This window comes from Polymorphospora sp. NPDC051019, from assembly GCF_040683055.1.
In the GTDB taxonomy this organism is placed as follows: Bacteria; Actinomycetota; Actinomycetes; order Mycobacteriales; family Micromonosporaceae; genus Polymorphospora; species Polymorphospora lycopeni.
In genome coordinates this window covers 431,835-455,769 of sequence record NZ_JBFBCH010000001.1, presented here as the reverse complement: position 1 = coordinate 455,769, position 23,935 = coordinate 431,835, and the positions used below count along the sequence as shown (strand labels likewise).

The 23,935-nt window shown below is 73.9% G+C and carries 21 protein-coding genes and 1 pseudogene; 7 read left to right on the top strand and 15 right to left on the bottom strand.

What is annotated here, in order from left to right; genetic code table 11:
* Positions 1 to 66: 66 nt before the first annotated feature.
* On the top strand, positions 67 to 1,134 hold the full coding sequence (locus AB0M79_RS01980; RefSeq protein WP_364206851.1) for a LacI family DNA-binding transcriptional regulator: 1,068 nt from the start codon (positions 67 to 69) through the stop codon (positions 1,132 to 1,134).
* 149 nt (positions 1,135 to 1,283) lie between these two features.
* Positions 1,284 to 1,586, top strand: coding sequence for a hypothetical protein (locus tag AB0M79_RS01975; RefSeq protein ID WP_364206849.1), 303 nt, complete (start codon positions 1,284 to 1,286; stop codon positions 1,584 to 1,586).
* Positions 1,587 to 1,698: 112 nt separating this feature from the next.
* On the opposite strand, the gene AB0M79_RS01970 is transcribed toward AB0M79_RS01975, so the two are convergent.
* From AB0M79_RS01970 to AB0M79_RS01960, 3 genes are all read right to left on the bottom strand, one after another.
* On the bottom strand, positions 1,699 to 1,917 hold the full coding sequence (locus AB0M79_RS01970; protein ID WP_357538965.1) for a hypothetical protein: 219 nt from the start codon (positions 1,915 to 1,917) through the stop codon (positions 1,699 to 1,701).
* 54 nt (positions 1,918 to 1,971) lie between these two features.
* On the bottom strand, positions 1,972 to 2,499 hold the full coding sequence (locus tag AB0M79_RS01965; protein WP_364206847.1) for a deaminase: 528 nt from the start codon (positions 2,497 to 2,499) through the stop codon (positions 1,972 to 1,974).
* A 105-nt stretch (positions 2,500 to 2,604) separates the two neighbouring features.
* Positions 2,605 to 3,987 carry a pectate lyase gene (locus tag AB0M79_RS01960; RefSeq protein WP_364206845.1) on the bottom strand — a complete coding sequence of 461 codons (1,383 nt, stop codon included), beginning with the start codon at positions 3,985 to 3,987 and terminating at the stop codon, positions 2,605 to 2,607.
* Between the two features lie 352 nt (positions 3,988 to 4,339).
* Between AB0M79_RS01960 and AB0M79_RS01955 the strand changes: the two genes are divergently transcribed.
* A complete protein-coding gene (locus AB0M79_RS01955) occupies positions 4,340 to 6,181 on the top strand; it encodes a right-handed parallel beta-helix repeat-containing protein (RefSeq protein ID WP_364206843.1) in 1,842 nt (613 codons plus the stop codon).
* Between the two features lie 47 nt (positions 6,182 to 6,228).
* On the opposite strand, the gene AB0M79_RS01950 is transcribed toward AB0M79_RS01955, so the two are convergent.
* Positions 6,229 to 7,107: an alpha/beta hydrolase gene (locus AB0M79_RS01950; RefSeq protein WP_364206841.1), complete on the bottom strand. Its 879-nt coding sequence runs from the start codon at positions 7,105 to 7,107 to the stop codon at positions 6,229 to 6,231.
* A gap of 107 nt (positions 7,108 to 7,214) precedes the next feature.
* Here AB0M79_RS01950 and AB0M79_RS01945 point away from each other — a divergent pair, with 107 nt between their 5' ends.
* Complete coding sequence (locus tag AB0M79_RS01945; protein WP_364206839.1) at positions 7,215 to 9,173, top strand: BTAD domain-containing putative transcriptional regulator; 1,959 nt, start codon at positions 7,215 to 7,217, stop codon at positions 9,171 to 9,173.
* A gap of 19 nt (positions 9,174 to 9,192) precedes the next feature.
* Here the strand turns inward: AB0M79_RS01945 and AB0M79_RS01940 are convergent, their stop codons facing one another.
* The 3 genes from AB0M79_RS01940 to AB0M79_RS01930 all read right to left on the bottom strand — a co-directional run bounded on the left by AB0M79_RS01940 (position 9,193) and on the right by AB0M79_RS01930 (position 10,847).
* Positions 9,193 to 9,684, bottom strand: coding sequence for an SRPBCC domain-containing protein (locus tag AB0M79_RS01940; RefSeq protein ID WP_357538959.1), 492 nt, complete (start codon positions 9,682 to 9,684; stop codon positions 9,193 to 9,195).
* Entirely contained in the window at positions 9,681 to 10,031 is a 351-nt protein-coding gene (locus AB0M79_RS01935; RefSeq protein WP_357538958.1) for a helix-turn-helix domain-containing protein, read from the bottom strand. The genes AB0M79_RS01940 and AB0M79_RS01935 overlap by 4 nt, the downstream gene beginning before the upstream one ends.
* A gap of 90 nt (positions 10,032 to 10,121) precedes the next feature.
* Positions 10,122 to 10,847: a TetR family transcriptional regulator gene (locus AB0M79_RS01930; protein ID WP_364206837.1), complete on the bottom strand. Its 726-nt coding sequence runs from the start codon at positions 10,845 to 10,847 to the stop codon at positions 10,122 to 10,124.
* An 83-nt stretch (positions 10,848 to 10,930) separates the two neighbouring features.
* On the opposite strand from AB0M79_RS01930, the gene AB0M79_RS01925 reads away from it, so the two are divergent.
* Both AB0M79_RS01925 and AB0M79_RS01920 read left to right on the top strand, forming a co-directional pair.
* Positions 10,931 to 11,845 carry an ABC transporter ATP-binding protein gene (locus tag AB0M79_RS01925; RefSeq protein ID WP_364206835.1) on the top strand — a complete coding sequence of 305 codons (915 nt, stop codon included), beginning with the start codon at positions 10,931 to 10,933 and terminating at the stop codon, positions 11,843 to 11,845.
* Positions 11,842 to 13,476, top strand: coding sequence for an anibiotic ABC transporter (locus AB0M79_RS01920; protein WP_364206833.1), 1,635 nt, complete (start codon positions 11,842 to 11,844; stop codon positions 13,474 to 13,476). Before AB0M79_RS01925 ends, AB0M79_RS01920 begins: the two co-directional genes overlap by 4 nt.
* A gap of 168 nt (positions 13,477 to 13,644) precedes the next feature.
* Here the strand turns inward: AB0M79_RS01920 and AB0M79_RS01915 are convergent.
* From AB0M79_RS01915 to AB0M79_RS01900, 4 genes and pseudogenes are all read right to left on the bottom strand, one after another.
* Positions 13,645 to 14,685 (bottom strand): annotated as a pseudogene (locus tag AB0M79_RS01915) (acyltransferase family protein); the annotation flags it as partial.
* The gene (locus tag AB0M79_RS01910; protein ID WP_364206831.1) at positions 14,682 to 15,641 is read right to left on the bottom strand and encodes an alpha/beta hydrolase; all 960 of its coding nucleotides are present in this window, start codon (positions 15,639 to 15,641) and stop codon (positions 14,682 to 14,684) included. The gene AB0M79_RS01910 and the pseudogene AB0M79_RS01915, both read right to left, overlap by 4 nt.
* A 108-nt stretch (positions 15,642 to 15,749) precedes the next feature.
* A complete protein-coding gene (locus tag AB0M79_RS01905; protein WP_364206829.1) occupies positions 15,750 to 16,415 on the bottom strand; it encodes a response regulator transcription factor in 666 nt (221 codons plus the stop codon).
* Complete coding sequence (locus AB0M79_RS01900; protein ID WP_364206827.1) at positions 16,412 to 17,680, bottom strand: histidine kinase; 1,269 nt, start codon at positions 17,678 to 17,680, stop codon at positions 16,412 to 16,414. Before AB0M79_RS01900 ends, AB0M79_RS01905 begins: the two co-directional genes overlap by 4 nt.
* A gap of 133 nt (positions 17,681 to 17,813) precedes the next feature.
* Between AB0M79_RS01900 and yidD the strand changes: the two genes are divergently transcribed.
* Complete coding sequence (gene yidD, locus AB0M79_RS01895) at positions 17,814 to 18,209, top strand: membrane protein insertion efficiency factor YidD (RefSeq protein ID WP_364206825.1); 396 nt, start codon at positions 17,814 to 17,816, stop codon at positions 18,207 to 18,209.
* 222 nt (positions 18,210 to 18,431) lie between these two features.
* On the opposite strand, the gene AB0M79_RS01890 is transcribed toward yidD, so the two are convergent.
* The 4 genes from AB0M79_RS01890 to AB0M79_RS01875 form a co-directional block, all read right to left on the bottom strand.
* On the bottom strand, positions 18,432 to 20,072 hold the full coding sequence (locus AB0M79_RS01890) for a VWA domain-containing protein (protein WP_364206823.1): 1,641 nt from the start codon (positions 20,070 to 20,072) through the stop codon (positions 18,432 to 18,434).
* Between the two features lie 17 nt (positions 20,073 to 20,089).
* Positions 20,090 to 21,109 (bottom strand): hypothetical protein, encoded by a 1,020-nt coding sequence (locus tag AB0M79_RS01885; RefSeq protein ID WP_364206822.1) that lies wholly within the window; start codon positions 21,107 to 21,109, stop codon positions 20,090 to 20,092.
* A gap of 116 nt (positions 21,110 to 21,225) precedes the next feature.
* A complete protein-coding gene (locus tag AB0M79_RS01880) occupies positions 21,226 to 22,200 on the bottom strand; it encodes a bile acid:sodium symporter (protein ID WP_364206820.1) in 975 nt (324 codons plus the stop codon).
* Between the two features lie 48 nt (positions 22,201 to 22,248).
* A complete protein-coding gene (locus AB0M79_RS01875; RefSeq protein WP_364206818.1) occupies positions 22,249 to 23,877 on the bottom strand; it encodes an ABC-F family ATP-binding cassette domain-containing protein in 1,629 nt (542 codons plus the stop codon).
* Positions 23,878 to 23,935 lie beyond the last annotated feature (58 nt).

The following is a 23,935-nucleotide window of genomic DNA, read 5'->3' as shown; positions in this document are numbered from 1 at the left end:
TGCGGTAGGGGCCACCGCCCCCCAGGCCCCCACCCGTGCCTGCGCAGCGAGAAGGAGCAAGCCGCAGTGGACGACAACCGCAGGGTCACCATCGCCGTGATCGCCCGCGAGGCCGGCGTCTCGGTACCCACGGTGTCCCGGGTCATCAACGGCCGGTCCGACGTCTCCCCGCAGACCCGCGAACGCGTCGAGGAGGTGCTCAACCGCCACGGCTACCAGCGCCGGCCCACCGCCGTACGCAGCACCTCCGGCCTGATCGACCTCGTCTTCAACGACCTCGACAGCCCGTGGGCGGTGGAGATCATCCGGGGCGTCGAGGACGTGGCGCACGCCGCCGACGTCGGCACCGTCGTCTCCGCCATCCACCGCAAGACCTCGTCGGCCAAGCAGTGGCTGAACAACATGCGGGCCCGTACGACCGAGGGTGTCATCTTCGTGACCTCGGTGCTGGAGCCACCGCTCCAGGCCGAACTGCGCCGGCTCAACATCCCCGTCGTCATCGTCGACCCGGCCGGCCTGCCCACCCAGGGCGCCCCGACCATCGGCGCCGCCAACTGGACCGGCAGTCTGCGCGCCACCGAATACCTGATCGGGCTCGGCCACCGCCGGATCGGGTTCATCGCCGGCCCCGCGCAACTGCTGTGCAGCCGCGCCCGCCTCGACGGCTACCGCGCCGCCCTGGAAGCCGCCGGGCTGCCCATCGACGACGACCTTGTCCGTCCCGGCAACTTCTACCACGAGGCCGGCTTCACCAGCGGCAACGAACTGCTCGACCAGCCCGACCCGCCCACCGCGATCTTCGCCTCCAGCGACCAGATGGCCCTCGGCGTCTACGAGGCCATCCGCCGGCGCGGCCTGCGGGTCGCCGACGACGTCAGTGTGGTCGGCTTCGACGACCTGCCCGAGGTGCGCTGGTCGTCGCCCCCGCTCACCACGGTCCGCCAGCCGCTGGCCGAGATGGGCCTGCTGGCCGCCCGTACGGTGCTCCGCCTGGCCCGGCGCGAGAAGATCGAGAGCCCTCGGGTCGAGCTCGCGACCGAACTCGTCATCCGCGACAGCACCGCGCCCCCGCCGGGCAAGGCGGGCTCCACCACCGGACCGGTTGCCGGGACGACCTCCGGTGGGCACGTCTGATGACGGCACCCGCCCCGGATGACCTTCCTCGCCGTGCCCGACATCGCGGATCACGGCAGGGTCGGGCTACCGGCTGGTCGGCGGGAATGCCGGCGGCCCTGGTGGGAAGTCGCAGGACTGCCGGTCAACCGGGGAAAGGTGGGTGTTCGATGGGACGAGGAGGACCGAAGTCGGGCGGCGGCAGCGCGCGGCTCGACGCGATACGCAACGGAACGAAACGGCGACGGGTTGCGTTCGCGATGCGGGCCGAGGAACTGGCGGCGCAACTCGGCGTCCTGGTGGGGCGCAAGGCGGCCAAGGCCGGCCGTAAGCGGCCGTTGCGGACCGAGCGTGGCGGCCAGCACGCGACGCGCAGCGCCGGCGCGGTCACCCGCGGGGTGAAGGGGACGAGGATGAGCCGGCGCAACGGCCGCAAGCTCGGGCTCGGCCGCAAGCGGGTCGGCCCGGTCTGAGGGCCGCAAGCGGGTCGGCCCGGTCTGAGGGCCGCAAGCGGGTCAGCCCGGCCTGAGGCGCCGGATCACGGGAACGCCGTCCCGCGTCAGGAGGCGCGGGACGGCCGCCCGGTCACCCGGTGCCCTGGCCGTGGACGCGGCCGTCCCGCCCGAGCTTGGACCGCCCCTGGTCGCGCTCGGTCGAGGCGGTGCCGGTCGCGGTCCGCTGGTGGCGGCCCTTCTCGGACTGCTCCACGGTCGCGCCCTGCCGGCCGCGGGCGCCGCTGCCCGGGTGGCGCCGGGCGCGGGCCGACTCCGTACGGTTCGCGTTCCTGCCGGTGTGACTGCTCATCGCGGGCTCCTCTCGAGGTGCCGGTCAGTCACCGCCTTCCCCACAGTCCCGGCCTCATTCCACCGGTGCCGGGGCAACTCGTCCCGGCGGGTCCACCAGCGTCTGTATCCACCGGCGCAGCGCGCTGTCCGGCACGGTCGCGCAGTAGCGGCGGAACAGGTCCCGGCTCTCCTCGCGGAGGATGCCGCCCACGATGCTCGGGGCCGAGAACCAGGCCAACTCGCGGTCCGGGCGCCAGTTCGCGGCGACCGCGACTCCTCCGTCGTCCGGGGACTCCAGCGCGAAGTAGACCTCGTCGACCCGCAGCGCCATGGCCGTCCCCAGGCACATCACGCACGGTTCGAGATTGACCGCCAGGCGTAGGGGGTGCGGCCGTCGGCGCCAGCCCAGCGCCTCGTCCGCCTCGATCATCGCCAGCAGGTCGGCGTGCACGAGCCGGCGCCCACGGGCCTTCTCCTGCGTGTAGGCCCGGCCGATGATCTCGTCTCCCATGACGACCACGGCCCCGATCGGTTGTTCGCCGGCGGCCAGGCCCGCCTCGGCGACCTCCAGCGCGGCCCTGACCATCTCGTCCGGCGTCATCGGGTGAGTCTAGATCGGACAGTCCTGCCGGGACGGTACCCGAGGTCGTCGCGCACGGTGCGGCGGCGCGGTCGGGACCGACCGCGCCGCCTGGTGTCGCCGTGTCTACCGGCGGGTGATGTCGGACTCGTTGTAGATGCAGTTGACTCCGTCCGCGCCCTCACCGATCTTGGTCGGCTCGCTGCCCTTCGGCACACCGCGGTACTTCTCGCAGATGACGGTGTTGCCGTAGACAGTGATGTTGGAGAAGCGGGCCGTGTCACCCCAGTTGGTGTTGATACCGGCGAGCGCCTTCGTGCTGCGCGCCGTGATGTTCTGCATCACCACGTGCCGCTGGTACGACGTGCTGCAGTTACCGCACGCCCGGTAGAGCTTGCCGGCGTTCTCGACCTGGAAGTTGCGGATGGTGAGCGTACCGCCGCCGTTGTGCTGGAAGACCTTGTCGCTGGCGGAGCGGGCGCCACCGCCGTCGACGAGGTAGGTGCTGCCGCCGCGGAAGGTGGCGGCGTCCTCGCCCACGTCCTCCCACCAGACGTTGATCAGGGTGCAGTTGCCCTCGCAGTGCACGCCGTCACCGGCGGGCGCGCCGATGATGACGTTGCGCAGGGTCGCGCCGGGAGCCAGCACGAACATCGGGTCCTGGCTCTCGCCCTGGCCGCCGTCGCCGATGCCGTAGTAGCGCTTGAGACCGCCGTCGAGGCCGCTGCTCGGCACCTGGATGGTGTCGTTGACCTTGACCTGGCTGGTCGGCGACGGCCAGGCGCCCGGCGGCGGGGTGGTCGGCGGCGGGGTCGTCGGGTTCGGGCCGGGCGTGGTCGGGTTCGGGCCGGGCGTGGTCGGCGTCGGGTTGGTACCGCCGCCGGTGTTGACCGACACGTCGTCGAACGACGCGCTGGCGTACACGGTCTGCAGGCCGATCCGGCCGGCCGAGATGGCGCTGTTGGACGCCGACGCGAACTGGGTGCCGTTGACCCGGCCGCGGATGGTGCTGCCGGACACCTCGATGGCCAGGGTGTACCAGGAGCCGGTGGAGACCGACTGGGTCGTGCTGCCGAGTACGGTCACCGAGCTGCCGCTGACCGCCTGCAACTGGACCTGGTTACCGGGTACGAGGGCCAGCCGGTAGAACTTCGTCGAGCCCGACGCGCGGGCCAGCAGTCCGACGTGGCCGTTCGATCCGAAGCTGAGCGGCTTGACCCGGGCCTGGACGGTGTAGTTGGTCCAGCCGGTGTCGCCGGCGAACTGGCGGGCGTTCTCGCTGCCCGCGTTGGTCTGCCGCAGGACGCTGGAGCCGTCGCTGACCACGCTCCAGGTGCCGCCGGACTTCGACCATTCGCTCGTGCTGCCGCTTTCGAAGGTGGCGTCGAAGACGGTGGCCGCGTTGGCCAGGTTGGTGAATCCGATGGACGCGACCGTGACGACGGCCGCGCTGCCGACAGCGAGGGCGGTTGTCCGCAATCGCCGGCGGAAGGTGGGGGAACCACCCATGGTGAACCTCCGGGAAACGGGCGCCTGTCAACCAACCCTGACAGGCTCGTGATGGGGGATGGCGTGCATTGGCCGTTGCCCCGACACGAGCGCACCACCTGCGGGAAAGCGCATTCCGCCGGATGAACGTAACGCCGCCGACATATTCCGTCAAGACAAGTGGATCGATGTCCCCTGTGGATCATGGCAGGGGTCGGGGGCGGCTGTCGAAGCATTGACGACCATTCGCCGCCGCCCTACCCTGACCACGGGAAAGCCCTTTCTTGGCATCCTCGATCCGTCTGGCACCACCGGAGTCCGGGCCTCCGCGTACGGCGCCGATCGAGGGACATCCCCTGACCAGGAGGAACCTGTGCCCGACAAGCGCACCACCGGCCGCCGGGGCGTACTCGCCACCGTCGGCGCCGCGGCGACCGCCACCGCCCTGGCCGTCACCATGGTCTCGACGGCCCACGCCGCCACCGTCTACTCCGACAACTTCGACGACGGCGACAGCGGCGGCTGGTCGAAATCCGGCGGCACCTGGGCGGTCGTCACCGACGGCTCCCCGGTGTTCCACCAGTCCAGCGCCAGCAGCCAGCTCGCCCGGCAGTTCGCCGGCCAGACCGGCTGGACGGACTACACCGTCCAGGCCCGGGTCAAACCGGTCTCGTACGGCTCCGGCGGCCTGGCCGCCCTGGCCGCCCGCTCCAGCAGCGCCACCAGGATGTACCGGCTGGCCCTGCTCGGCAGCGGACGCGCCGAACTCCAGGCCGTGAACGGCAGCGCCATCACGTCGCTCGGCTCGGCCACCGGCTTCGGTGCCGCCGGCACCTGGCACACGCTGCGGATCGAGGTCAGCGGCAGCACGATCCGCGGCTTCGTCGACGGCACCCAGGTCGGCAGCGCCACGAACAGCCTGGTCACCGCCGGCCGCATCGGACTGGTCACCGCGTACGCCAGCGCCAGCTTCGACGACGTCACGGTCGACTCCGGCGGCTCGACCCCGCCGACCACCCCGCCCCCCACCACCCCGCCCCCCACCACTCCACCGCCGACCACCCCGCCACCCACGACGCCGCCACCCACGACCCCGCCGCCGGCCGGTGACCAGCTCGTCGTCGCCCCGAACGGCGACGACGCCGCGCCCGGCACCGTCGCGCAGCCGCTGCGCACCATCCAGCGCGCCGTCGACCTGGTCCGCCCGGGCGGGACGATCGCCCTGCGGGCCGGCACCTACGCCCCGACCAGCAACATCCAGGTCCTCAAGAGCGGCACCGCGTCCGCGCCGATCACCATCACCCGGTACGACACCGAACGGGTCCTGATCGACGGCGAGCAGTTGCCGCACACCCCCGCACCGCTGAACGGCAGCATCCCCAACGCCGAGCGGGGCGTGTTCCACATCGAGGCGTCGTACTGGCGGTTCGTCGGCCTGGAGATCGCCAACGGGCCGTACGGCATCTTCTGCCGGGACTGCGGCAACAACGTCTTCGACCGGCTGGTCACCCGCGACAACTACGAGACCGGCCTGCACATCCAGGGCGCCTCCAGCAACAACCAGGTGCTGAACCTGGACGCCTACGGCAACCGGGATCCCCGCAAGAACGGGGAGAGCGCCGACGGGCTGGCGATCAAGGAAGGCTCCGGCAGCGGCAACGTCGTCCGCGGAGCCCGGTTGTGGAACAACGTCGACGACGGCTTCGACGCCTGGGAGTTCCTGTCCCCGATCCTGATCGAGAACTCGGTGGCGTGGGGCAACGGCGTCAACCGCTGGGGCTTCCCGAACTTCGCCGGCGACGGCAACGGCTTCAAGATGGGCGGCGGTGACCCCGACGACCCGGCGGTCGCGCACACCGTCCGCAACAGCATCGCCTTCGACAACGCCCAGGGCGGCTTCGTCGACAACGGCAACCCCGGGTCGATGACGTTCTCGCGTAACACCGCCTGGGACAACGGCGGCACCGGGTTCAACGTCTCGCGCTCGCGGTCGACGCTGACCGGCAACCTGTCGGTGAGCAACCGGACGGCGGTGTCGATGGGGACCTCGACCGGCAGCGGCAACTCGTGGAACATCGGCGGCACCTGGAACGACGCCAGCCTGGTCAGCACCAACCCGGCGGTGATCACCGGCCCGCGTACGGCGGCCGGCGCGATCCCGTCGTCGAACTTCCTGCACCCGGTCTCCGGGGCGGCGGTCGGCGCCCGGATCTGACCTCGGCCCGGCCGGCGACCGTGGTCGCCGGCCGGGCACCGTGCGGCTCAGCGGGCGAGCAGGTCCGAGATCGCCTTCGTGATCTCGTCCGGCGCCTCCTCGGCCATGAAGTGACCGGCGATGGTCGTCCGGTGCTCCAGGTCGGGAGCCCACGCCCGCCAGACCGCGCCCGCGTCGTAGCCGAGCTGCGCGCCCCAGTCCTGCTGGACGACGGTGACCGGCATCCGCAGCCGGTTGCCGGCGTCGAGGTCGGCCCGGTCGTCGTCGATGTCGACGGTCGCCGACGCCCGGTAGTCGGCCACGATCGACGGTACGGCCGCCGCGCTGGCCCGCAGGTACTCCGCGCGGACGTCGGCGGGAACGGCATCCGAACCGGTGCCCCACGCGTCGAGGAAGTGGCCGAAGAACGCGTCGGCGCTGCTGGCGATCATCGTCTCGGGCAGTCCCGCCGGCTGCGCCATCAGGTAGAGGTGGAACGCGACCGAGGCCGACACGCCGTGCAGCACCTGCCACGTGTCGAGGGTGGGTACGACGTCGAGGCAGGCGAGGTGGCTCACCGCCGCCGGGTGGTCGAGCCCGGCCCGGAACGCGACGAGGGCGCCCCGGTCGTGGCCGGCCAGCGCGAACCGGTCGTGCCCCAGCGCGGCGGCGAGGGCGACGACGTCGGCGGCCATGGTCCGCTTGGCGTACGCCGCCGGGTCGTCCCCGGCCGGCTTGTCGCTGTCGCCGTAGCCGCGCAGGTCCGGGCAGATGACGGTGTGGTCGGCGGCGAGCGCGGCGGCGACGTGCCGCCACATGAGGTGGGTCTGCGGGAAGCCGTGCAGCAGGACGACGGGGCTGCCGCTGCCGCCGACGGCGGTGTTCAGCGACACCCCGGGGGCGACCGGGACCCGCCGGTACTCGAAGCCTGGGATCGTGATGGTCACGGTGTTCCTTCCGATGTCCGTGGTCAGGTGACCCGACCACCGTCGCGCGCCCCGATCAGCAACGGATCAGCACGACCACCGGGCGTTGGGAGGCGGACAATGGCGCGGTGACGGTCGTCTTCGAGGTGCTCGGGCCGGTCCGGGCGGTCGGCCCGGCCGGCGACCCGCTGGATCTGAAGGGGCCACGGCACCGCGAGGTGCTCGGCCGCCTGGTCGCCGCCGAGGGGCGGGTCGTGACCGTCGACCGGCTGGTCGACGACCTGTGGGCGGAGCCGCCGGCGGGCGCCGTGGGGGCCGTACGCACCTTCGTGGCGGCCCTGCGCCGGGCCCTCGAACCGGAACGCGCCCCGCGTACGCCGTCCCGCCTGCTCGTCTCACGGGGCAACGGCTACGCGTTGTGTCCGTCCCGGGACGCCGTCGACGCCTGGCGGTTCGAGGACGCCGTCGGGGCGGCCCGGCAGGCACCCGCGCGGCGGGCGGCCGACGACCTCGACCGGGCGTTGGGCTGGTGGCAGGGGACCGCCTACGCCGAGTTCCCCGACCCGCACTGGGCCCGGGCCGCGCGCGGGCGGCTGGACGAACTGCGGCTGCACGCCGTCGAGTCGCGAGCGGCGGCGTGGCTCGACCTCGGCCGCGCCGCCGGGGCCGTACCCGACCTCGACGCCCTGGTCGCCGAGCATCCGTGGCGGGAACGGGCGTGGTGGCTGCTCGCCCTGGCGCTCTACCGCGACGGCCGCCAGGGGGAGTCGCTGGCGGTGTTGCGTCGGGCCCGGGAGACGCTGGTCGACCGGCTCGGCCTCGACCCCGGCGACGACCTGCGGCGCCTCGAGGTCGACGTCCTCAACCGGTCCCGCCGGCTCACCGCGCCGGTGCACGACCACGACCAGCCCTGGGCCCACGCCACCGCCCAGTACGAGCGGACCGTCGCGGCCGGCTCCCGGACCGGGCTGCGGTCGACGGTCGACCTGCTGCGGACCCTCGCGGTCACCGGGGGCGAGAACCTCGTCGCCGCCCGCGAGCAGCGGTTGGCCGCGATCCTGGCGGCCGAACGGGCCGGCGACCCCGAGCTGACCGCGCGCATCATCGGGGCGTACGACGTACCCGCCATCTGGAGCCGGTCCGACGACGCGGCACAGGCGCGCCAGGTGGTCGACGCCGCGCGCCGTACCCTCGCCGCGCTCGGTCCGGCCGGCCCCGATCCGGTCCGGGCCCGGCTGCTGACCACGATCGCGATCGAGAGTCGCGGTACGGACGACCCGGACGCCCGCCGGGCCGCCGGGGAGGCCGAGCGGATCGCCCGCGAGCTCGGCGACCCCGCGCTGCTGGTGTTCGCCCTCAACGGTGTCTTCCTGCACACGTTCACCGAGGCCGGCGGTGCCGCGCGCCGGGACGGGATCGGAGCCGAGATCGTCGACGTCGCGTCCCGCCACGGCCTGACCACGTACGAGATCCTCGGGCACCTCGTACGGCTCCAGGCCCGGGCGGCGGTCGCCGACCCGGCCGGCGCGGACACCCACGCCGTCGCCGCCGAACACCTGGCCGAGCGGCACGAGTCGCCGCTCGTGGCCGTCTTCACGCGGTGGTACCGCGCCATGCGGGCCGCCGCGACCGGCGCGGAGCCGGGAACCGTCGCGGCCGCCTACCGGGAGGCGGCGCGGCCCCTGTCCGAGGCGGGCATGCCCGGGCTCGAACAGGGGCTGCTCCCACTCGCGCTGCTCTCGCTCCGGCTCCTGCACGGCCGGCCGGCACCGACCGGTCCCGGCCTCGACTACGGGCCGTACGAGCCGTGGGTCCGCCCGCTGGTGCTGCTGGCCGAGGGCGACCGGCCCCGGGCCCGGGCGCTGTTGCGTACGGTGCCGCGGCCGCCGCCGGACCACCTGCTCGAGGTGCGGTGGTGCCTCGTGGGTGAGGCCGCCGTCGCCACCGGCGACCGGGAACTCGCCGGCCGCGCCCACGCCGCCCTCGAACCGGCCGCCGGCGAGCTCGCGGGCGCGGGAAGCGGGCTGCTGACCCTCGGTCCCACGGCCCGCTGGCTGGGCCGGTTGGCCCGGGTCGCGACGGCCTGACCCGGGCCGACCGGACCGCTCAGCGGGTCTCGGCCAGGATGGCGTCGATCTGGCCCATCGCCAGGCGCATGCCCTCTTCCATGCCCATCGCCGCCATCTGCTCCAGTTGGTCGGCGTCGACGAACTTCGAGACGACGGTCATCCGGGTCCGGTCGCCGGCGGCCTCGAGCGTCACGGTGCCGTGGGTGGGGGCGATGTCGTCCACCGGTTCGCCGTCCTCACCGGCGAAGCCGTCGTCGAACTCGAGCCGGTGCGGCGCGTCGATGGCGGTGATGGTCCACCAGCCGCGGGACTTCTCACCCTCGGGGCCGGTCATGTGATAGCGGGACCAGCCGCCGACCACGAAGTCGTGCTGCTCGAAGGTGGCCGGCCAGGTCGGCGGGCCCCACCACCGCTCGAGCTGGCGCGGGTCCTCCCAGAGCCGCCAGACCCGTTCGACACCGGCGTCGAACTCGGCGACGAACGTCAGCGTCAACGCCTGTACGTCCTTGTCGATGCTTATCACGCTCACGGCTGTTCCCCTTCTCGGTCTTCGGCCAGGATCTGTTCCATTGCCCGGGCGCGGTGCCGCCAGAGCCGTTCGTACGCGTCGAGCAGCTCGGCCGCCCGCCGCAGCGCGGTGACGTCGATGTGTACGACCTGCTCCCTTCCGCGTCTCTGCTTGACGACGAGTGCGGCCCGTTCCAGTACCGCCACGTGTTTCTGCACCGCCGCGAAGCTCATCGGGTAGTTCCGCGCGAGGGCGGACACCGACTGCTCCTCGCGGATCACCCGGGTGAGGATGTCGCGGCGGGTGGCGTCGGCCAGGGCGTGGAAGATGCGGTCCACTTCCGCCTCGTCCAGCTCACCTACAACCATGTGGTTGTACGTTAGTGGCGGCGGGTGCGCGGCGCAAGCGGGTTCGAGAACTCGGGTTGCCGTCTCAAAATCCCGAAAATGGTCCCGTAATTAGTCTCGATTGAGGTGCCGGTAGAGGGTCGCCCGACCCACTCCGAACTTGGCGGCGATCTCGTCCACGGTGTGCGTGCCGGTCGCGTGCATCGCCCGGGCGCTCGCCACGTCGGCCGCCGACAGCGCCGGCGGGCGGCCGCGCCGCGTCCGGTCCCCCGCCCGCGCCGCCGGCCGGGGCTCGCCCTCCAGTAACCGGTGTACGCCGTCGAGCATGTCCTCGCGCAGCGTCGCCGTGTCGGCGTCGGTGTAGAACACGATCGGGTCGCTGACCATCGCGATCGCCTGGGTGGCCCGCACCCGTTCCCGCTGGTCGGCGTCCGGCCCGGCCACCAGTTCGTTGGCCTGCGTCGCCACCGCGAGGATCCGCCGGTAGACCGAGTTGCGGTTCAGGATCGCGATGTCGTTGACGAGCATGCCCAACGGCTCGCGGTGCTTCAGCAGGGTGTCGAGCCAGCCCTCGATCATCGCCCACCGGCGCGGTCCGGGGGGTTGCCTGGCGGCGTGCGCGGCCACCGCCTCCAGGTCGGCGACGAACGGTTCGACCAGCTCGCCGGCGAGGTGCTCCTTGGTGGGGAAGTGGTAGAGGATCGCCGCCTTGGTCAGCCGCAGGCTGTCGGCGATCTCGCGCAGCGACGTGCGCTGGTAGCCCTTGCGCACGAAGAGGGCGGCGGCCGCGCGCAGGATGCGCGACCGGGTGTCCGTCGCCGGCGCCGTGGTGTCCATCGGTCGATCGTAGTCCCGCCCTGACCGATGGTCATCCAGGCCGAGTATTATCTGACCATCGGTCAGACGATTACGGAGGTGCCATGCCGGCCATCGCGGTGTCGCAGCTGGTGAAGACCTACGGATCGACCCGCGCCCTCGACGGCTTCGACCTGCGGGTCGAGCCCGGCGAGGTGCACGGCTTCCTCGGTCCCAACGGGGCGGGCAAGTCGACCACGATCCGCATCCTGCTCGGCCTGCTGCGCCGGGACTCGGGCGACGTCACCGTCCTCGGCGGCGACCCGTGGCGCGACGCCGTCGCCCTGCACCGCCGCCTGGCGTACGTCCCCGGCGACGTCAACCTGTGGCCCAACCTCACCGGCGGCGAGGTCATCGACCTGCTCGGCTCGCTGCGCGGCGGCCTCGACCACCGGCGCCGCGACGACCTGCTGGAACGGTTCGAACTCGACCCGACCAAGAAGTGCCGGACCTACTCCAAGGGCAACCGGCAGAAGACCGCCATCGTCGCCGCCCTCGCGTCCGACGTCGAACTCCTCGTGCTCGACGAACCGACCTCCGGCCTCGACCCGCTGATGGAGGCGGTGTTCCAGGACCGCGTACGCCAGGCCCGGACGGCCGGCACCACCGTCCTGCTCTCCAGCCACGTACTGGCCGAGGTGGAGGCGCTCTGCGACCGGGTGACCATCGTGCGCGCCGGCCGCGTCGTGGAATCCGGCACCCTCGCCGAACTGCGGCACCTGACCCGGGTGTCGGTGGCCGTACGCACCGCCCACCCGGTCGACCGGCTCGACGCCGTACCCGGCGTGCACGACCTGCGCGCCGACGGCGACACCATGCACCTCGAGGTCGACTCCGAACACCTCGGCGCGGTCCTACGGCTCCTCGCCGACCACGACATCCGCTCGCTGAACAGTGCGCCGCCGAGCCTCGACGAACTGTTCATGCGGCACTACGGCGACCGGCCGGCGCCGGCCACCAGCCCTGCCGGTGCCCGGTGAACGCGCTCGCCGGCACCGGCCGCCTCGCCCGGCTGGCGCTGCGCCGCGACCGGATCACGCTCCCGGTCTGGATCGCCGGCGTGACCGCGGTCGGGTTCGCCGTCGCCGCCAGCGTCGCCGACCTCTACGCGGCCGAGTCCGACCGCCTGGCGTACGCCGGCACCACCGCGGTCAGCGTCGTCGCCCGCGCCTTCAACGGCCCCGTTTCCGGCGCCAGCCTCGGCTCGATCGTCGTCGCCGAGACGTTCACCTCGCTGGCCGTCCTCGTCGCCCTGATGACGACGTTCACCGTCGTACGGCACACCCGGCAGAACGAGGAGACCGGCCGGTTCGAACTGACCGGTTCGGCGATGGTCGGCCGGCATGCCCCGCTCGCCGCCGCGCTCGCCGTCGCCGTCGGCGCCGACCTGCTGATCGGGGCCGGCGTCGCGGCGGCCCTGGTCGGGCTCGACCTGCCGCTCCCCGGGGCGCTGGCCTACGGGGCGGCGCTCGCTGGTGTCGGCGTCGCCTTCGCCGCCGTCGCCGCGGTGACCGCCCAGATCTTCTCGACGTCGCGGGCCGCCAACTCGGCGGCCGCGATCGCGGTCGGCGTCGCCTTCGGACTGCGCGCCGTCGGCGACGCCCTCGGCACCGTCGACGCCGACGGGCTGCGGGTCACCAGCGCCTGGCCGTCGTGGCTCTCCCCGCTCGGCTGGGCCAACCAGGTACGCCCGTTCGACGCCGACCACTCCGGCCTGCTGGCGTTGCCGGCCGTCTTCGGGCTCCTCGCCGGCACCGTCGCCGCCGTGCTCGTCGAGCGCCGCGACGCCGGTACCGGACTCGTCGCCCCGCGCCCCGGCCCGGCCCGTGCCGGCGCCGGGCTGCGTACGGCCACCGGCCTCGCCTGGCGCCTGCACCGGGGCGGGCTGCTGGGCTGGGCGATCGGGCTGGCCGTGCTCGGCGTGGCGATGGGGGCCGTCACCGACGAGGTCGACGCCCTGGTCGGCGACAACGCCGGGCTCGCCGACGCGATCACCCAGCTCGGCGGCACCGGCGGACTCGTCGACGCCTTCCTCGCCACGATCATGTCGTTCGTGGCCCTGATGGTCGCCGGGTACGCCGTACAGGCCGTCCTGCGGGCGTACGTCGAGGAGGGCGCCGGACGGCTGGAGGCGGTGGCGGCCGGCGCGGTGTCCCGCTCCCGCTGGCTCGGCGGCCACCTCGCGTGCGCGGCCGGCGGCGTGCTCGTGCTGCTGGCGCTGACCGGCGCGACCATCGGCCTGGCCTACGCGGCGACCGTCGACGGCACTGCCGGTGTCATGGCCGAGACGGCCCGGATGACCGGCGCGGCACTGGCCCACGCCCCGGCGGTCTTCGTGCTCGCCGGTGTCGTCGTCGCCGGGTTCGGGCTGCTGCCCCGCTGGTCGGCCGCGATCGCCTGGACCGCGCTGGCGCTGTGCGCGCTGGCCGGACAGTTCGGGGCCGTCCTCGACCTGCCCACCGCCGTCGTGAACGCCTCGCCGTTCAGCCACGTGCGCGCCGTACCGGTCGACGAGGTGACCGCCGGTCCGCTGCTGGCCCTGCTCGCGGTGGCCGTCGGCCTGCTCGCCGTCGGGATGGTCGCCTTCCGGCGCCGCGACCTGGCCCTTTGAGGCGCTTTCCGGCGCCGCGACCCGGCCCGGTGACGCGCCGGTCGCCCGTGCTGTGCCGGCCGGGATCGCGCGGTGATTCCGGGCCGCCGGCCGGACCAGGATGGCCAGGATGGCGGCGAGCAGCGGGAGCCAGCCGAGCCGGGCACCGATCCAGGCCGGGCCGGTCGGATCGCCGAGCAGGCCCGGGACGGTCGCGCCGCTGCCCAGCAGCGCGACCGTCCCGGCAACCGCGACCAGCACCGGCTGGTGACACAGGTAGATTCCGGTCGCCGCGACGTTGAGCCGCCGCACCGGCCGCCACCAGCGCGGCCGGTGCAGCAGCCGGGCTAGCCGGCGGCGCAGCAGCAGGGCCACCCCCACCTGGGTGACCGCCAGCGCGACCGCGACGAGCGACGGCGGGGCGAGGTTGGACACTCCCGCTCCGGGCACTCCCACCGCGCTCGCCGGGTAGCCGGCCAGCAGCACCAGACCGGCCATGGCGGCGGCACCGCCGAGGGTCAGGGTTCGGGCCGTGCGCCGCCCGGCGAGCCGGCCCCGCGCCAGCAGCAGACCGAGCAGGTACGGCACCAGCCAGCCGGCGAGTACCGCGAGCGGGATCCGGAGGTCGGCGGCGAGCGCCACGATCCCCGGGCCGGCAGCGACGGGTGGACCACCGGCGAGCCGCCCGAACCCGTCGCTTGCGGCGACGACGGCGACGGCCGGCAGCGCCACCGCGGCCGGCCCGAACCGGCGGACCGCGTCCAGCAGCGGACCGGTCAGGCCGATCAGCACCGCGAACGGCAGCAGAAACCACAGTGGACTGACCACGAGTGTCGCGACGGTCCGCAGCATGCCCGCCGGCATGCCGAGGGCGGCCGCCGCCACCAGCGCCCCGCACCCGGCCGCGAGCAGCACCGCGGCGGGCACGGCCAGCCGGCGTAGCCGCAGCAGCAGCCAGCGTCGCCGGCCGACACCCCGCTCGTCGGCCCGGCCCAGCGACCGGGCCGAGGCGTAGCCACCGGTGAAGAAGAAGAGGCCGAGGGTCTGCGACACCCAGGTCGCCGGGGCCAGCCAGGGCATCGCGGCCAGTGGGCTGGCCTGCCCCAGCGTGCCGTCGGGGGCCACCACCAGCGCGGTGACGAGCCAGTGCCCGACGACCACCCCGAGGATCGCGTACGCCCGCACCCCGTCGACCGCCCGGTCCCGGCCGCCGTCCGGGTGAGCCGTCATCGGCCGACGGCCGGCGCGGGCCGGACCGGTGCGCTCGTGGCCGGTGCGTCCGTGGCCGGTGCGTCCGTGGCCCGTGCGGCCAGGACGACGTCGGCCAGGGCACGCAGCGTCGTACCGCCCGGGACGAGGTAGTCGTCGTGGCCGGCACCGTCGTCGACCGGCAGCGGGCGGGCGCCGAACGAGGGCGTGGCCGGTCGCGTACCGTGGCCGAGGCCGAGCAGCCGCACCGGTGGCAGCCGGCGGATCCAGTCGCCGGCTGCCTCGGCGGCCCAGATCCGGGCCGTGCCGCCCAGGCCGGACACGTCGTCGGCCCCCATCCCGACGCCGCCGAGCGCGACCAGGTCGGTCACCTGGCAGGGCAGGTCGGCGGCGGCCATTCCGACGACGAGGGCACCGTAGCTGTGGCCGACCAGGGTGATCGCCACGCCCGGCCGGCGGGCGGCCAGGTCCCGGGCGAAGGCGGCGAGCAGGACGGCACCGTCCCGGGCGCTGTCCGGGCGGGCCGCCGCCCAGCCGATGCCGTCCGGCGGGTCGTACCCGAGCCAGGCGACCACCGCGACCCGGGGATCGGCGGTGCGGAGTTGCCCGTACAACGCCCGGGCCTGTACCGAAGGCGCGCGGTGGGCGACGCCGCCGAGCCCCCGGTCGAAGTCCCGTAGGGTGCTGGACACCCCGGGGACCAGCACCGCGATCCGGTCCGCGCTGGCGAGGTCGCCGACCACCTCGACCGCCCGGCCGCCCCGCCAATCGAAGACGAGGAACCGCCGGCCGCTCGCGACCCATTCCGCGTACGGGCCGCCCGCGGCCAGCATCGCCGCCGCCGGGCTCGGGGCAGCGTACGGATCCTCCGCCGGGCCGGCCCGCACCGGCTGCGCGGCCGGCCCGAGCAGCCCCAGCCCGAGCAGCACCGTCGTCGCGTGCGCGGCCAGCCGCCACCTCGTCGGTCCTCGACCCATCGCCCCGTCCCTCCGGTCCGCGAACTACCGCGTCGACCGGAAGACTGCGGGGCGGCGCCGGCTCCGGTCGTCACCCCACGGGGCCGTTCTCGGCGTAGACCCGTGGAGCTACTCGCCGGCGGTGACCAGACCCGACTCGTACGCGGTCACCACCGCCTGGGCGCGGTCGCGCAGGTTCAGCTTGGCCAGGATCCGCCCGACATGGGTCTTGACGGTCTGTTCGGCGACCACGAGGTCGGCGGCGATCTCCGAGTTCGAGCGGCCCCGGGCGATCAGCCGCAGCACCTCGGTCTCCCGGGCGGTGAGCCCGGCCAGCGACACCGGACGCGGCCGGTCCCGGCCCGGCCGGGCGGCGAACTCGGCGATCAGCCGCCGGGTCACCGCCGGGGCCAGGAGCGCGTCGCCCGCCGCGACCACCCGGACGGCGTGCACCAGTTCGGCGGCCGGCGCGTCCTTGAGCAGGAAGCCGCTGGCCCCCGCCCGCAGCGCCGCGTAGACGTAGTCGTCCAGGTCGAAGGTGGTCAGGATGAGCACCCGGGGGTGGTCCACGGCGGGCCGGTCGCCGAGCAGTTGCCGGGTCGCGGCGAGGCCGTCCAGCACGGGCATCCGGACGTCCATCAGCACCACGTCCGGGTTCAGCCGGCGGGCGGCGGCGACCGCCTCGGCGCCGTTGGCCGCGTCGCCCACGACCAGCAGGTCGGGCTGGGCGGCGAGCAGGGCGCCGAAGCCCTGCCGGACCATCGCCTGGTCGTCCGCGATCAACACCCGGATCATCGATCCCGCCCCCGCTCTTCCACCTCGATGCCGCCGGGTCGTGGGCCGGCCGCGTACGGCAGCCGCGCGACGACCAGGAAGCCGCCGCTGTCCACCGGGCCGGCGTGGAAGCTGCCGTCGAGCAGCCGGGCCCGCTCGCGCATGCCGGTCAGCCCGTGCCCGGCCGGCCCGGTGACACCGGAGTACGGGCCGTTCTCGACCCGTAGCGCCAGCTCCCCGACACCGGGCAGCAGGGCGACCCGGACCGCCGCGCCCGGTGCGTGCCGGGCGGCGTTGGCCAGTGCCTCCTGCACGATCCGGTACGCGGTCAATCCGACCGCCTCCGGCGGCGCCGGGGTACCCACCGGATCACCCTCCAGGGTCACCGTCATGCCGGCCCGCCGGGCCGCCTCGACCAGTTCGGGGACGTCGACCAGACCGGGCTGCGGCGCCGTCTGCGGATCGGTGGCGTCACTGCGCAGCACCCCGAGCAGCCGGCGCATGTCGGTGAGGGCGTCGCGGGCCGATCCGGCGATCGCCGCGAACTCGGCGCGCGCCGGATCGGGCACCGATTCCAGCCGGTACGGTGCCGTCTCCGCCTGCACCGCGATCATCGACATGTGATGGGCCACCACGTCGTGCAGCTCCCGCGCTATCCGGGTCCGTTCCTCGAGCACCGCGCGGCGGGCCTTCTCCAGTTCGCTCACCTCGGCCTGCTCGACCAGCGCCCGCTGGCTCTGCCGGCGCCGGCGGACCTGGTCGCCGACGACCAGGGTCACGGCGACGAGAACCGTGACGCCGTGCGCGTTGGCCAGCGTCGGGACCAACAGGTAGACCGGCAGCAGGGTGAGCAGTCCGGCCCAGGCGGCGACGCCGGCGTCGGCGCGGACGGCGAGCAGGACGAGCACGAACAGGAATCCGAAGATCTGCACCGGGTTCCACGGCCAGGACTCTTCCTGTCGGGCGTGCAGCGTGCCCAGGAAGAGCATCAGGTAGCCGAGCCGCCAGGCCCAGAGCGGCGACCGCAGGGCGATCCCGGCCGGCAGGGTGGCGCCGATGCCGAGCGCGATCGCGGCCGGTTCGGGCAGCCCCCTGGCGTCCTGAAGGTACTGCGCCGCCGCGACGGTCAGCCCGATCAGGCCGAGCAGCCCGGCCTGCACCAGGTAGGGCCGGAAGCGCCGCCACCGCCCGGCCGGCTCGGCGCGGTACGGCGGGTAGTCCGGACCGACGAGCAGCCGCCGCAGGTCCCGCGGCGCGGCCCGGAGCGCGTCGATCGGATCGTCCATCATCCGCAGCGTACGGCCCTGGTGGCGGGCCGTCGTGCCACCACGGGACCAACCGGCGGTCATACCCGGGTAGGGGGTGCCGGGCCGGCCGGTCACCCGCGGGCAGGGAGCGCGGCTGTGGTACTTATGGATCATGAGTAGCGGGTTCCGGCGTTTCTGGGAGCAGGCGAGGGAGAACCGCCGGCAGCAGGACAGGTTCAACCGGCAGCACAAGTCCAAGAATCCGGACGGCTGCTGTGACTGCTGCGGGTTCGGGCTGTTCTCGACCCTGCTGATGCTCGGTTCGACGACGGCGGCGGTGACCCGGGCGCCGGCGGTGGACCGGGCGGGGGTGGCGGCGATCCGGGGCTACCGGCGGTGGCTGTCGCCGCACTGGCCGGGGCGGTGCCACTTCACCCCGACCTGCGGCGCGTACGGCCTGACAGCGGTGGAACGGCACGGGCTGGCGGCCGGTGGCCGGATGGCCGCCGAACGGGTGCGCCGCTGCCGTCCCGGCGTACCCCATGGCACCCACGACCCGGTGCGCTGACCGTCGGGCGGGGTGCGCGGGGGAACCCGGTCTGGGACTCGCGTCGATCAAGGGAAAGCCTGCGGCGCCGGCACTCGCGCGGAAGCCGAGCGTCCGGCGGCCGGGTATCCCTGCCGGGGTCCACAGCGAATTCGCTGTTCCTACGCCGAATTCGCTGTGGACGGCGACAGCGACCCTGCCCCTCCCCGCACGGACACCGCCCGCCGGAGTCCGCGGAACCGGTCACTGGTAGCCGCGGATCTCCTTGAACACCGCGCCGAGCGAGCCGGTCCGCGCGTCGAACGTACGTCCCCCGGTCAGCGTGGCGATCTCGGTCATCTCGCCGACGTTCCCCTCGCCGAACAGCAGGGTGAAGACCGGCACCGACCGGATCGTGGCCGGCAGCCCGGCGTGCAGGCTCCGGAACGCGTCCAGGCTCCGGCCCACCGTACGCTCCCCGTCGGTCAGCAGCACGACGCTGGTGAACCGGCCCGGATCGGCCGTGTCGAGGTCGCGGGCCAGTTCCAGGCCCCGGGCGAGCGCGTCGTAGATCGCGGTGTCGCCGTTGGCGGAGAACCCCTGTACGTCGGCGCGGATCCGGTCGAGGGTCGGCCGCGGGTCGTCGGACGGTACGTCGAACCGGCGCGGCTCCTGGACCGTGGTGCTGAACGGCACGAGGATCACCTGCTCGCGACCGTTGAACCGGGTCAGTTCGCCGGACAGCGAGGTGTCCGCGCCGGAGAGCCCGAGCAGGGCGGACTGCAGTCCCTCCAGGCGGTTGCCGCGCATCGACCCGGACAGGTCGAGCAGGTAGATGGTGCGGGCCGGTTTGCGCAGCGTGTCACCGAAGCTCGACACGAGCTTGTTCGCGACCTCGTAGCGGGTCGGGAACGGCAGCTCGACCAGGCCGCCGTCGGTGGGGCCGAAGTCGCTGGCCAGGCTGATCCCGGTGACGGCCGGCCGGCGGTGCGTCCGCTCCATGATCTTGGCCTGGGTCGACGGCCGGCGCAGGAAGTCGGCGATCGCGGCGTGGTTGGCCCGGGCCTGCTCGCCAGCGCCGGCGAGCAGGGTCAGCGGGTAGTCGGCGGTGACCACCCCGTCGGCGGGGTAGATCACGGTGAGCGGCTCGGACAGCCGGCCGCCGGCGTTGAGTGACAGCAGCACCGACTCGTAGTTGATGAGGCCGTCCAGCGGGACGCCGGCGGTCTGCCGGTGCACGTACGCGTCCGCGAGCCAGCCGGACGACCCGGACGTCAGGGCGTGCCCGGTGAAGAACGACTGCAACCGGGGCGTCAGCGCGGTGATCTCGTCGGTGGTCAGCGCCCGGCCGGTGCCGGCCAGGGCGGCGGCCACCCCGACCAGGGCCGAGTAACCGGAGTTGGAGGTCGCCGGGCTGGTCATCCCGTACGTGAACTCGCCCTCGCCGGCCGCCGCGGCGATCTCGCTCCACGTCGGGCGGTTCTTGTCCCAGCCGAGCCGTTGCGCCGTCGAGGTCCGCAGCCCCAGCACCACCGGTGAGTTCGCCACCTTGGCGTCGACGCCGATCTTGTCGCCGGCGTCCGGATGCAGTTCGAGGTAGCGGTTGCTGGAGAACCAGATCGCGTCGTGGTCGCGCGCGGCCGCGCCGCTGGCGACCCGTTCGATCCCGTCGAGGGTGCCGATCTCGGTGAGTTGCACGGTGACGCCGGTCGCCTCCCGCGCCTCGTCGAGGATCGGGCGCAGGTCGGCCAGTTCGCTGCCGGCGAGCACCCGCAGGGTGCCCGAACCGCGCAGGTACGGGTCCTCGGATCCACCGGCCGGCGTGGTCGGTGCCGGGTCGGCGGTGCAGGCGGTCGCGAGTGCGAGCAGCACGGCGGCCAGCACCAGTCGGGGCGTACGGCGCACGAGAGTCCTCCTTGTCGTCACTGTCGTAGGTGCTGGTCGAGGGTGGTGAGCATGGCCTCGAACGCGGCCGGGTCGGGTGCGGGGGCGGCTTCGGGAAGCTGGGCGGGCAGCGGTGTCCCGGCGCCGGCCAGCCGGTCGAGCACGTCGGCGAAGGCGCCCTCGTCGCCGGTGCGGTAGCCGTGCTCGGCCGCGAGTGACCGCAGCGTCGGGTCGGTGGCCAGCAGCCGGCCGACCTCGTCGCCCTGTTCGGTGAACGCGACCACGGTGTGCGTGCTGAGCAGGGTGGGGGAGAGGTACATCAGGGTGGCGCCCGGCGGCAGCGTCCCGGCGGTCGCCGCCTCGATGTACTGGGCCTCGTAGGCGAGCACCAGCGGGGCGAAGTTGAGGCCCTGGGTCAGGTACCTCTCGAACGGGTCTCCGGTGGACCGCTCGAGCCCGCCCTGGTCGGTGAAGAGCTTCGCCACCTGGTCGAGCCCGTCGGGGCCGAGGTGGGTGGCGGCGAGCCAGGCGTATCCGGCCGCCGAACCGGAATAGCCGGGGTGCGTCGTGGTCACCAGCACGTCCCGCCGGGCCGGGTAGGCGACGTTGCCGGCGATCTGGTCCCAGCGCAGGTCACGGCCGGCCAGGTCGAGGTACGCGGCCAGGTCCAGCATCCAGTGCCCGGCCCCGCCGCGCCGGGCGACGCCCTCCTGCGCGAGCAGGTCGACGATGGAGGTGAACGTGGCGACCGCCAGCGGCGACCCGAACGGCTCGTACGTGCCGCTGGCCGGCCGGGCCCGGGAGACGGAGTCGGCGGCCTGCGCGCTGGCCGGGAAGCCGAAGTCGTATCCGGCCAGCGCGTCGGTGGTGGCCATCTCCCGGGAACCGCGCGCGTCGATCTCCAGCCGGAGCCCGTGTTTCTCGAACGCCTCCTGTACCCGCGGGTCGGCGAAGAACGTCGCCTTCTCGGTGCCGACGACACCGCGTACCGTCGCCGGGTCGGATCCCGCGAGCAGGTAACCGACGGCGGCTCCGAGCACCGCCAGGACGGTAACCACGATCACTATGTTCCGAGGCCGCATCACGGCCGAATGGTGGCCGCCCTCCAACCGCTCCACGGTGGACGGCCGGCGAACAACCGGTGAACCCTGCGGCTACCGCGGGTACGCCCCGGTCAGCGGTGCGGCAGCAGGCGTGGGACCGTACGGACGTAGACCACCATGCCGACCACCTCGACCAGGGTCTGGGTGACGACCACCAGGGCCGCGACCGCGAACTGGTCCGGCAGGGCCAGGGCCAGCGGCAGCACGACCAGCGAGTTGCGGGTCGCGCCGCTGAACACGATCGCCCGGCCGTCGGGGACGTCCAGCCGGAACAGCCGGGCGACGGCGAGGCCGGCGAACGCCATCACGACCAGGAACGCCACGTAGAACGGCACGACCCGGGCGACGTCGGCGACGCGGTCGTCGAGCTTGGGGACCTGCGAGGCGACCACGGTCAGCAGGGTCGCCGCCATCAGCGGCACCATCGCCGTGCCGGCGGCACCGGCGAACCGCCGCCCGGCCGGCCGCCGGGCGGCCCACGCCTGGGTCAGCCAGGCCAGCGCCAGCGGTACGGCGATCAGCACGACGAACGCCTCGACGAACGGCCCCGTCTCGACGATCCCGGCCAGGTCCGGCCCCATGAACAGGTAGAGGTAGCCGGGCAGCAGCAGCAACTGGGCGAGCAGCAGCAGCGGCGTCGCCGCCAGCAGCCGCTGCCGGCTGCCGCCGGCCAGGCCACTGAACACGATGACGTAGTCGACGCACGGGGTCAGCAGGACCAGGAGCACCCCCAGCCGTACGGCCCGGTCGGCGGGGAGGAACGCGAACATCGCGGCGACCACCAGCGGCACCACCACGAAGTTGACGGCCAGCGCGGCCGCCAGGAACCGGCCGGCCCGCAGCGACCGGGCCAGGTCGGCGACCGGCACCTGCAGGAACGTCACGTACAGCAGGGCCGCCAGCACCGGGTTGATCGCGTGTTCGAGTCCCGGTCCGGCTCCGGGCAGGACCCGGCCCGCCACGGCACCGGCCACGATCGCCCCGACGTAGACCGCGACCTGGTGCCGTTCCAGGCCGGCCACCAGCCCCTGCGCTGCTCGCGACACCCGGGTCTCCTTCGGATCGGCCCGCAATTGTAGGAGACGACCGGCGGGTCAGGCGGTGGTGACCGGCCCGGTGAGCCGGACCTCACGCCCCGGCCAGCGGGCGCGCAGCCACCGGTCGTGGCTGGCGACCACGACGGCGCCGGGACCGGTGCCGAGCGCCTCCTCCAACTCGTCGGCGAGCCGGGGCGACAGGTGGTTGGTGGGCTCGTCGAGCAGCAGCAGTTCGGGCGGGTCGGCCACGAGCAGTGCCAGCGCGAGCCGGCGGCGCTGGCCCACCGACAGGTCACCGACCGGGCTGGCGATGTCCCGGGGCCGGATCAGACCGAGCGACCGCAGCGGTACGGCCTCGGCACGGGCGGGGCCGAGCGCCAGCTCGTACGTCTCCCGCACGGAACGGTCCGGCCGCTCGAAGACGGTGTCCTGCGCCAGCAGGCCGACCTTCAGCCCGGACCGCCGCTGGATCCCGCCGGCGGCCGGCAGGTGTCCGGCCAGCACCGCGAGCAGCGTCGACTTGCCCGCCCCGTTCGCCCCGGTGACCAGCACCCGGTCGGTGTCCGACACGTCCAGGCGGTCGAGGCGCAGCCGGCCGGGCACCTCCACGTCGCGCAGCGACACCAGCAGCCCGGCGGCCGACCCGGTGGCGAGCGCGGTGGCCCGGAACCGCAGTGGCTCCGGCGGCTTGCGGACCTGGTCGCGTTCGAGTTCGTCGAGGCGGCGGGTGGCGTTGCGGACCCGGCGCGAGATCTGGTTCTGGACCCGGCCGGTGGTGTGGCCGAACCCCATCTTCTCGTTGTCGCGCCGGGCCCGGCCGGGCGCCACCTGGTGCGCGGTCACGCTGGCGGAGCGCCGCAGCTCGGCGAGTTCCTCCTGCTCCTCGGCGAAGCGCCGCTGCCAGCGTTCCCGTTCGGCCCGCTTGTGTGCCTGGTAGTCGGTGTAGTTGCCGCCGAACCGGGTGGGGCCGTCCAGCGCCGGGTCGAGGTCGACCAGGTCGGTGCAGACGGCGTCGAGGAAGGCCCGGTCGTGGCTGGCCACCACGACCACCCCGGGCAGGCCGCGCAGCTGCTCCTCGAGGAACGCCGCGGCGTCGTCGTCGAGGTGGTTGGTGGGTTCGTCGAGCAGCAGTGCCACGGGCCGGCGGACGAGCAGCGCCGCCAGGGCGAGCCGGCCGCGCTGCCCGCCGGACAGCGACCCGAGGGTACGGTCGTGCGTCATCGCGCCGAGGCCGAGCCCGGCGAGGACGATCTCGGCCCGCCGGTCGGCGTCCCAGGCGTCGTGTTCCTGCGCCCGGTCGAGCCGTTCGCCGTACGCGGCGAGCAGGTCGGCGTAGCCGGGCGAGTCCGGCGGGAGGTCGGCGAGCGCGGCGGTGAGCCGGTCGAGTTCGGCGAGATCCGCGCGGGCCTCGCGCAGGGCGTCGTCGAGCACGTCGGCGATCGTCGCGTCGGCCCGGAACGGCATCTCCTGGTGCAGGAACCCGAGGTCGGCGGGGCGTACGACGGTGCCGGTGTCGGGCTCGTCGGTGCCGGCGAGCAGCCGCAACAGGGTCGACTTGCCGGTGCCGTTCTCTCCGATCAGCCCGATCCGGTGGCCGGGCGCGGCGGTCAGTGAGACGCCGTCGAGCACCCGGCGCGTGCCGAGGGTGCGGACGAGGTCATGGGCGAGCAGGGCTGCTTGAGGCATGGGACACCACCGACTGGAAGAGATCTTCCGCCCGCCGGGCAGTGCCTCGGGCGCGGGC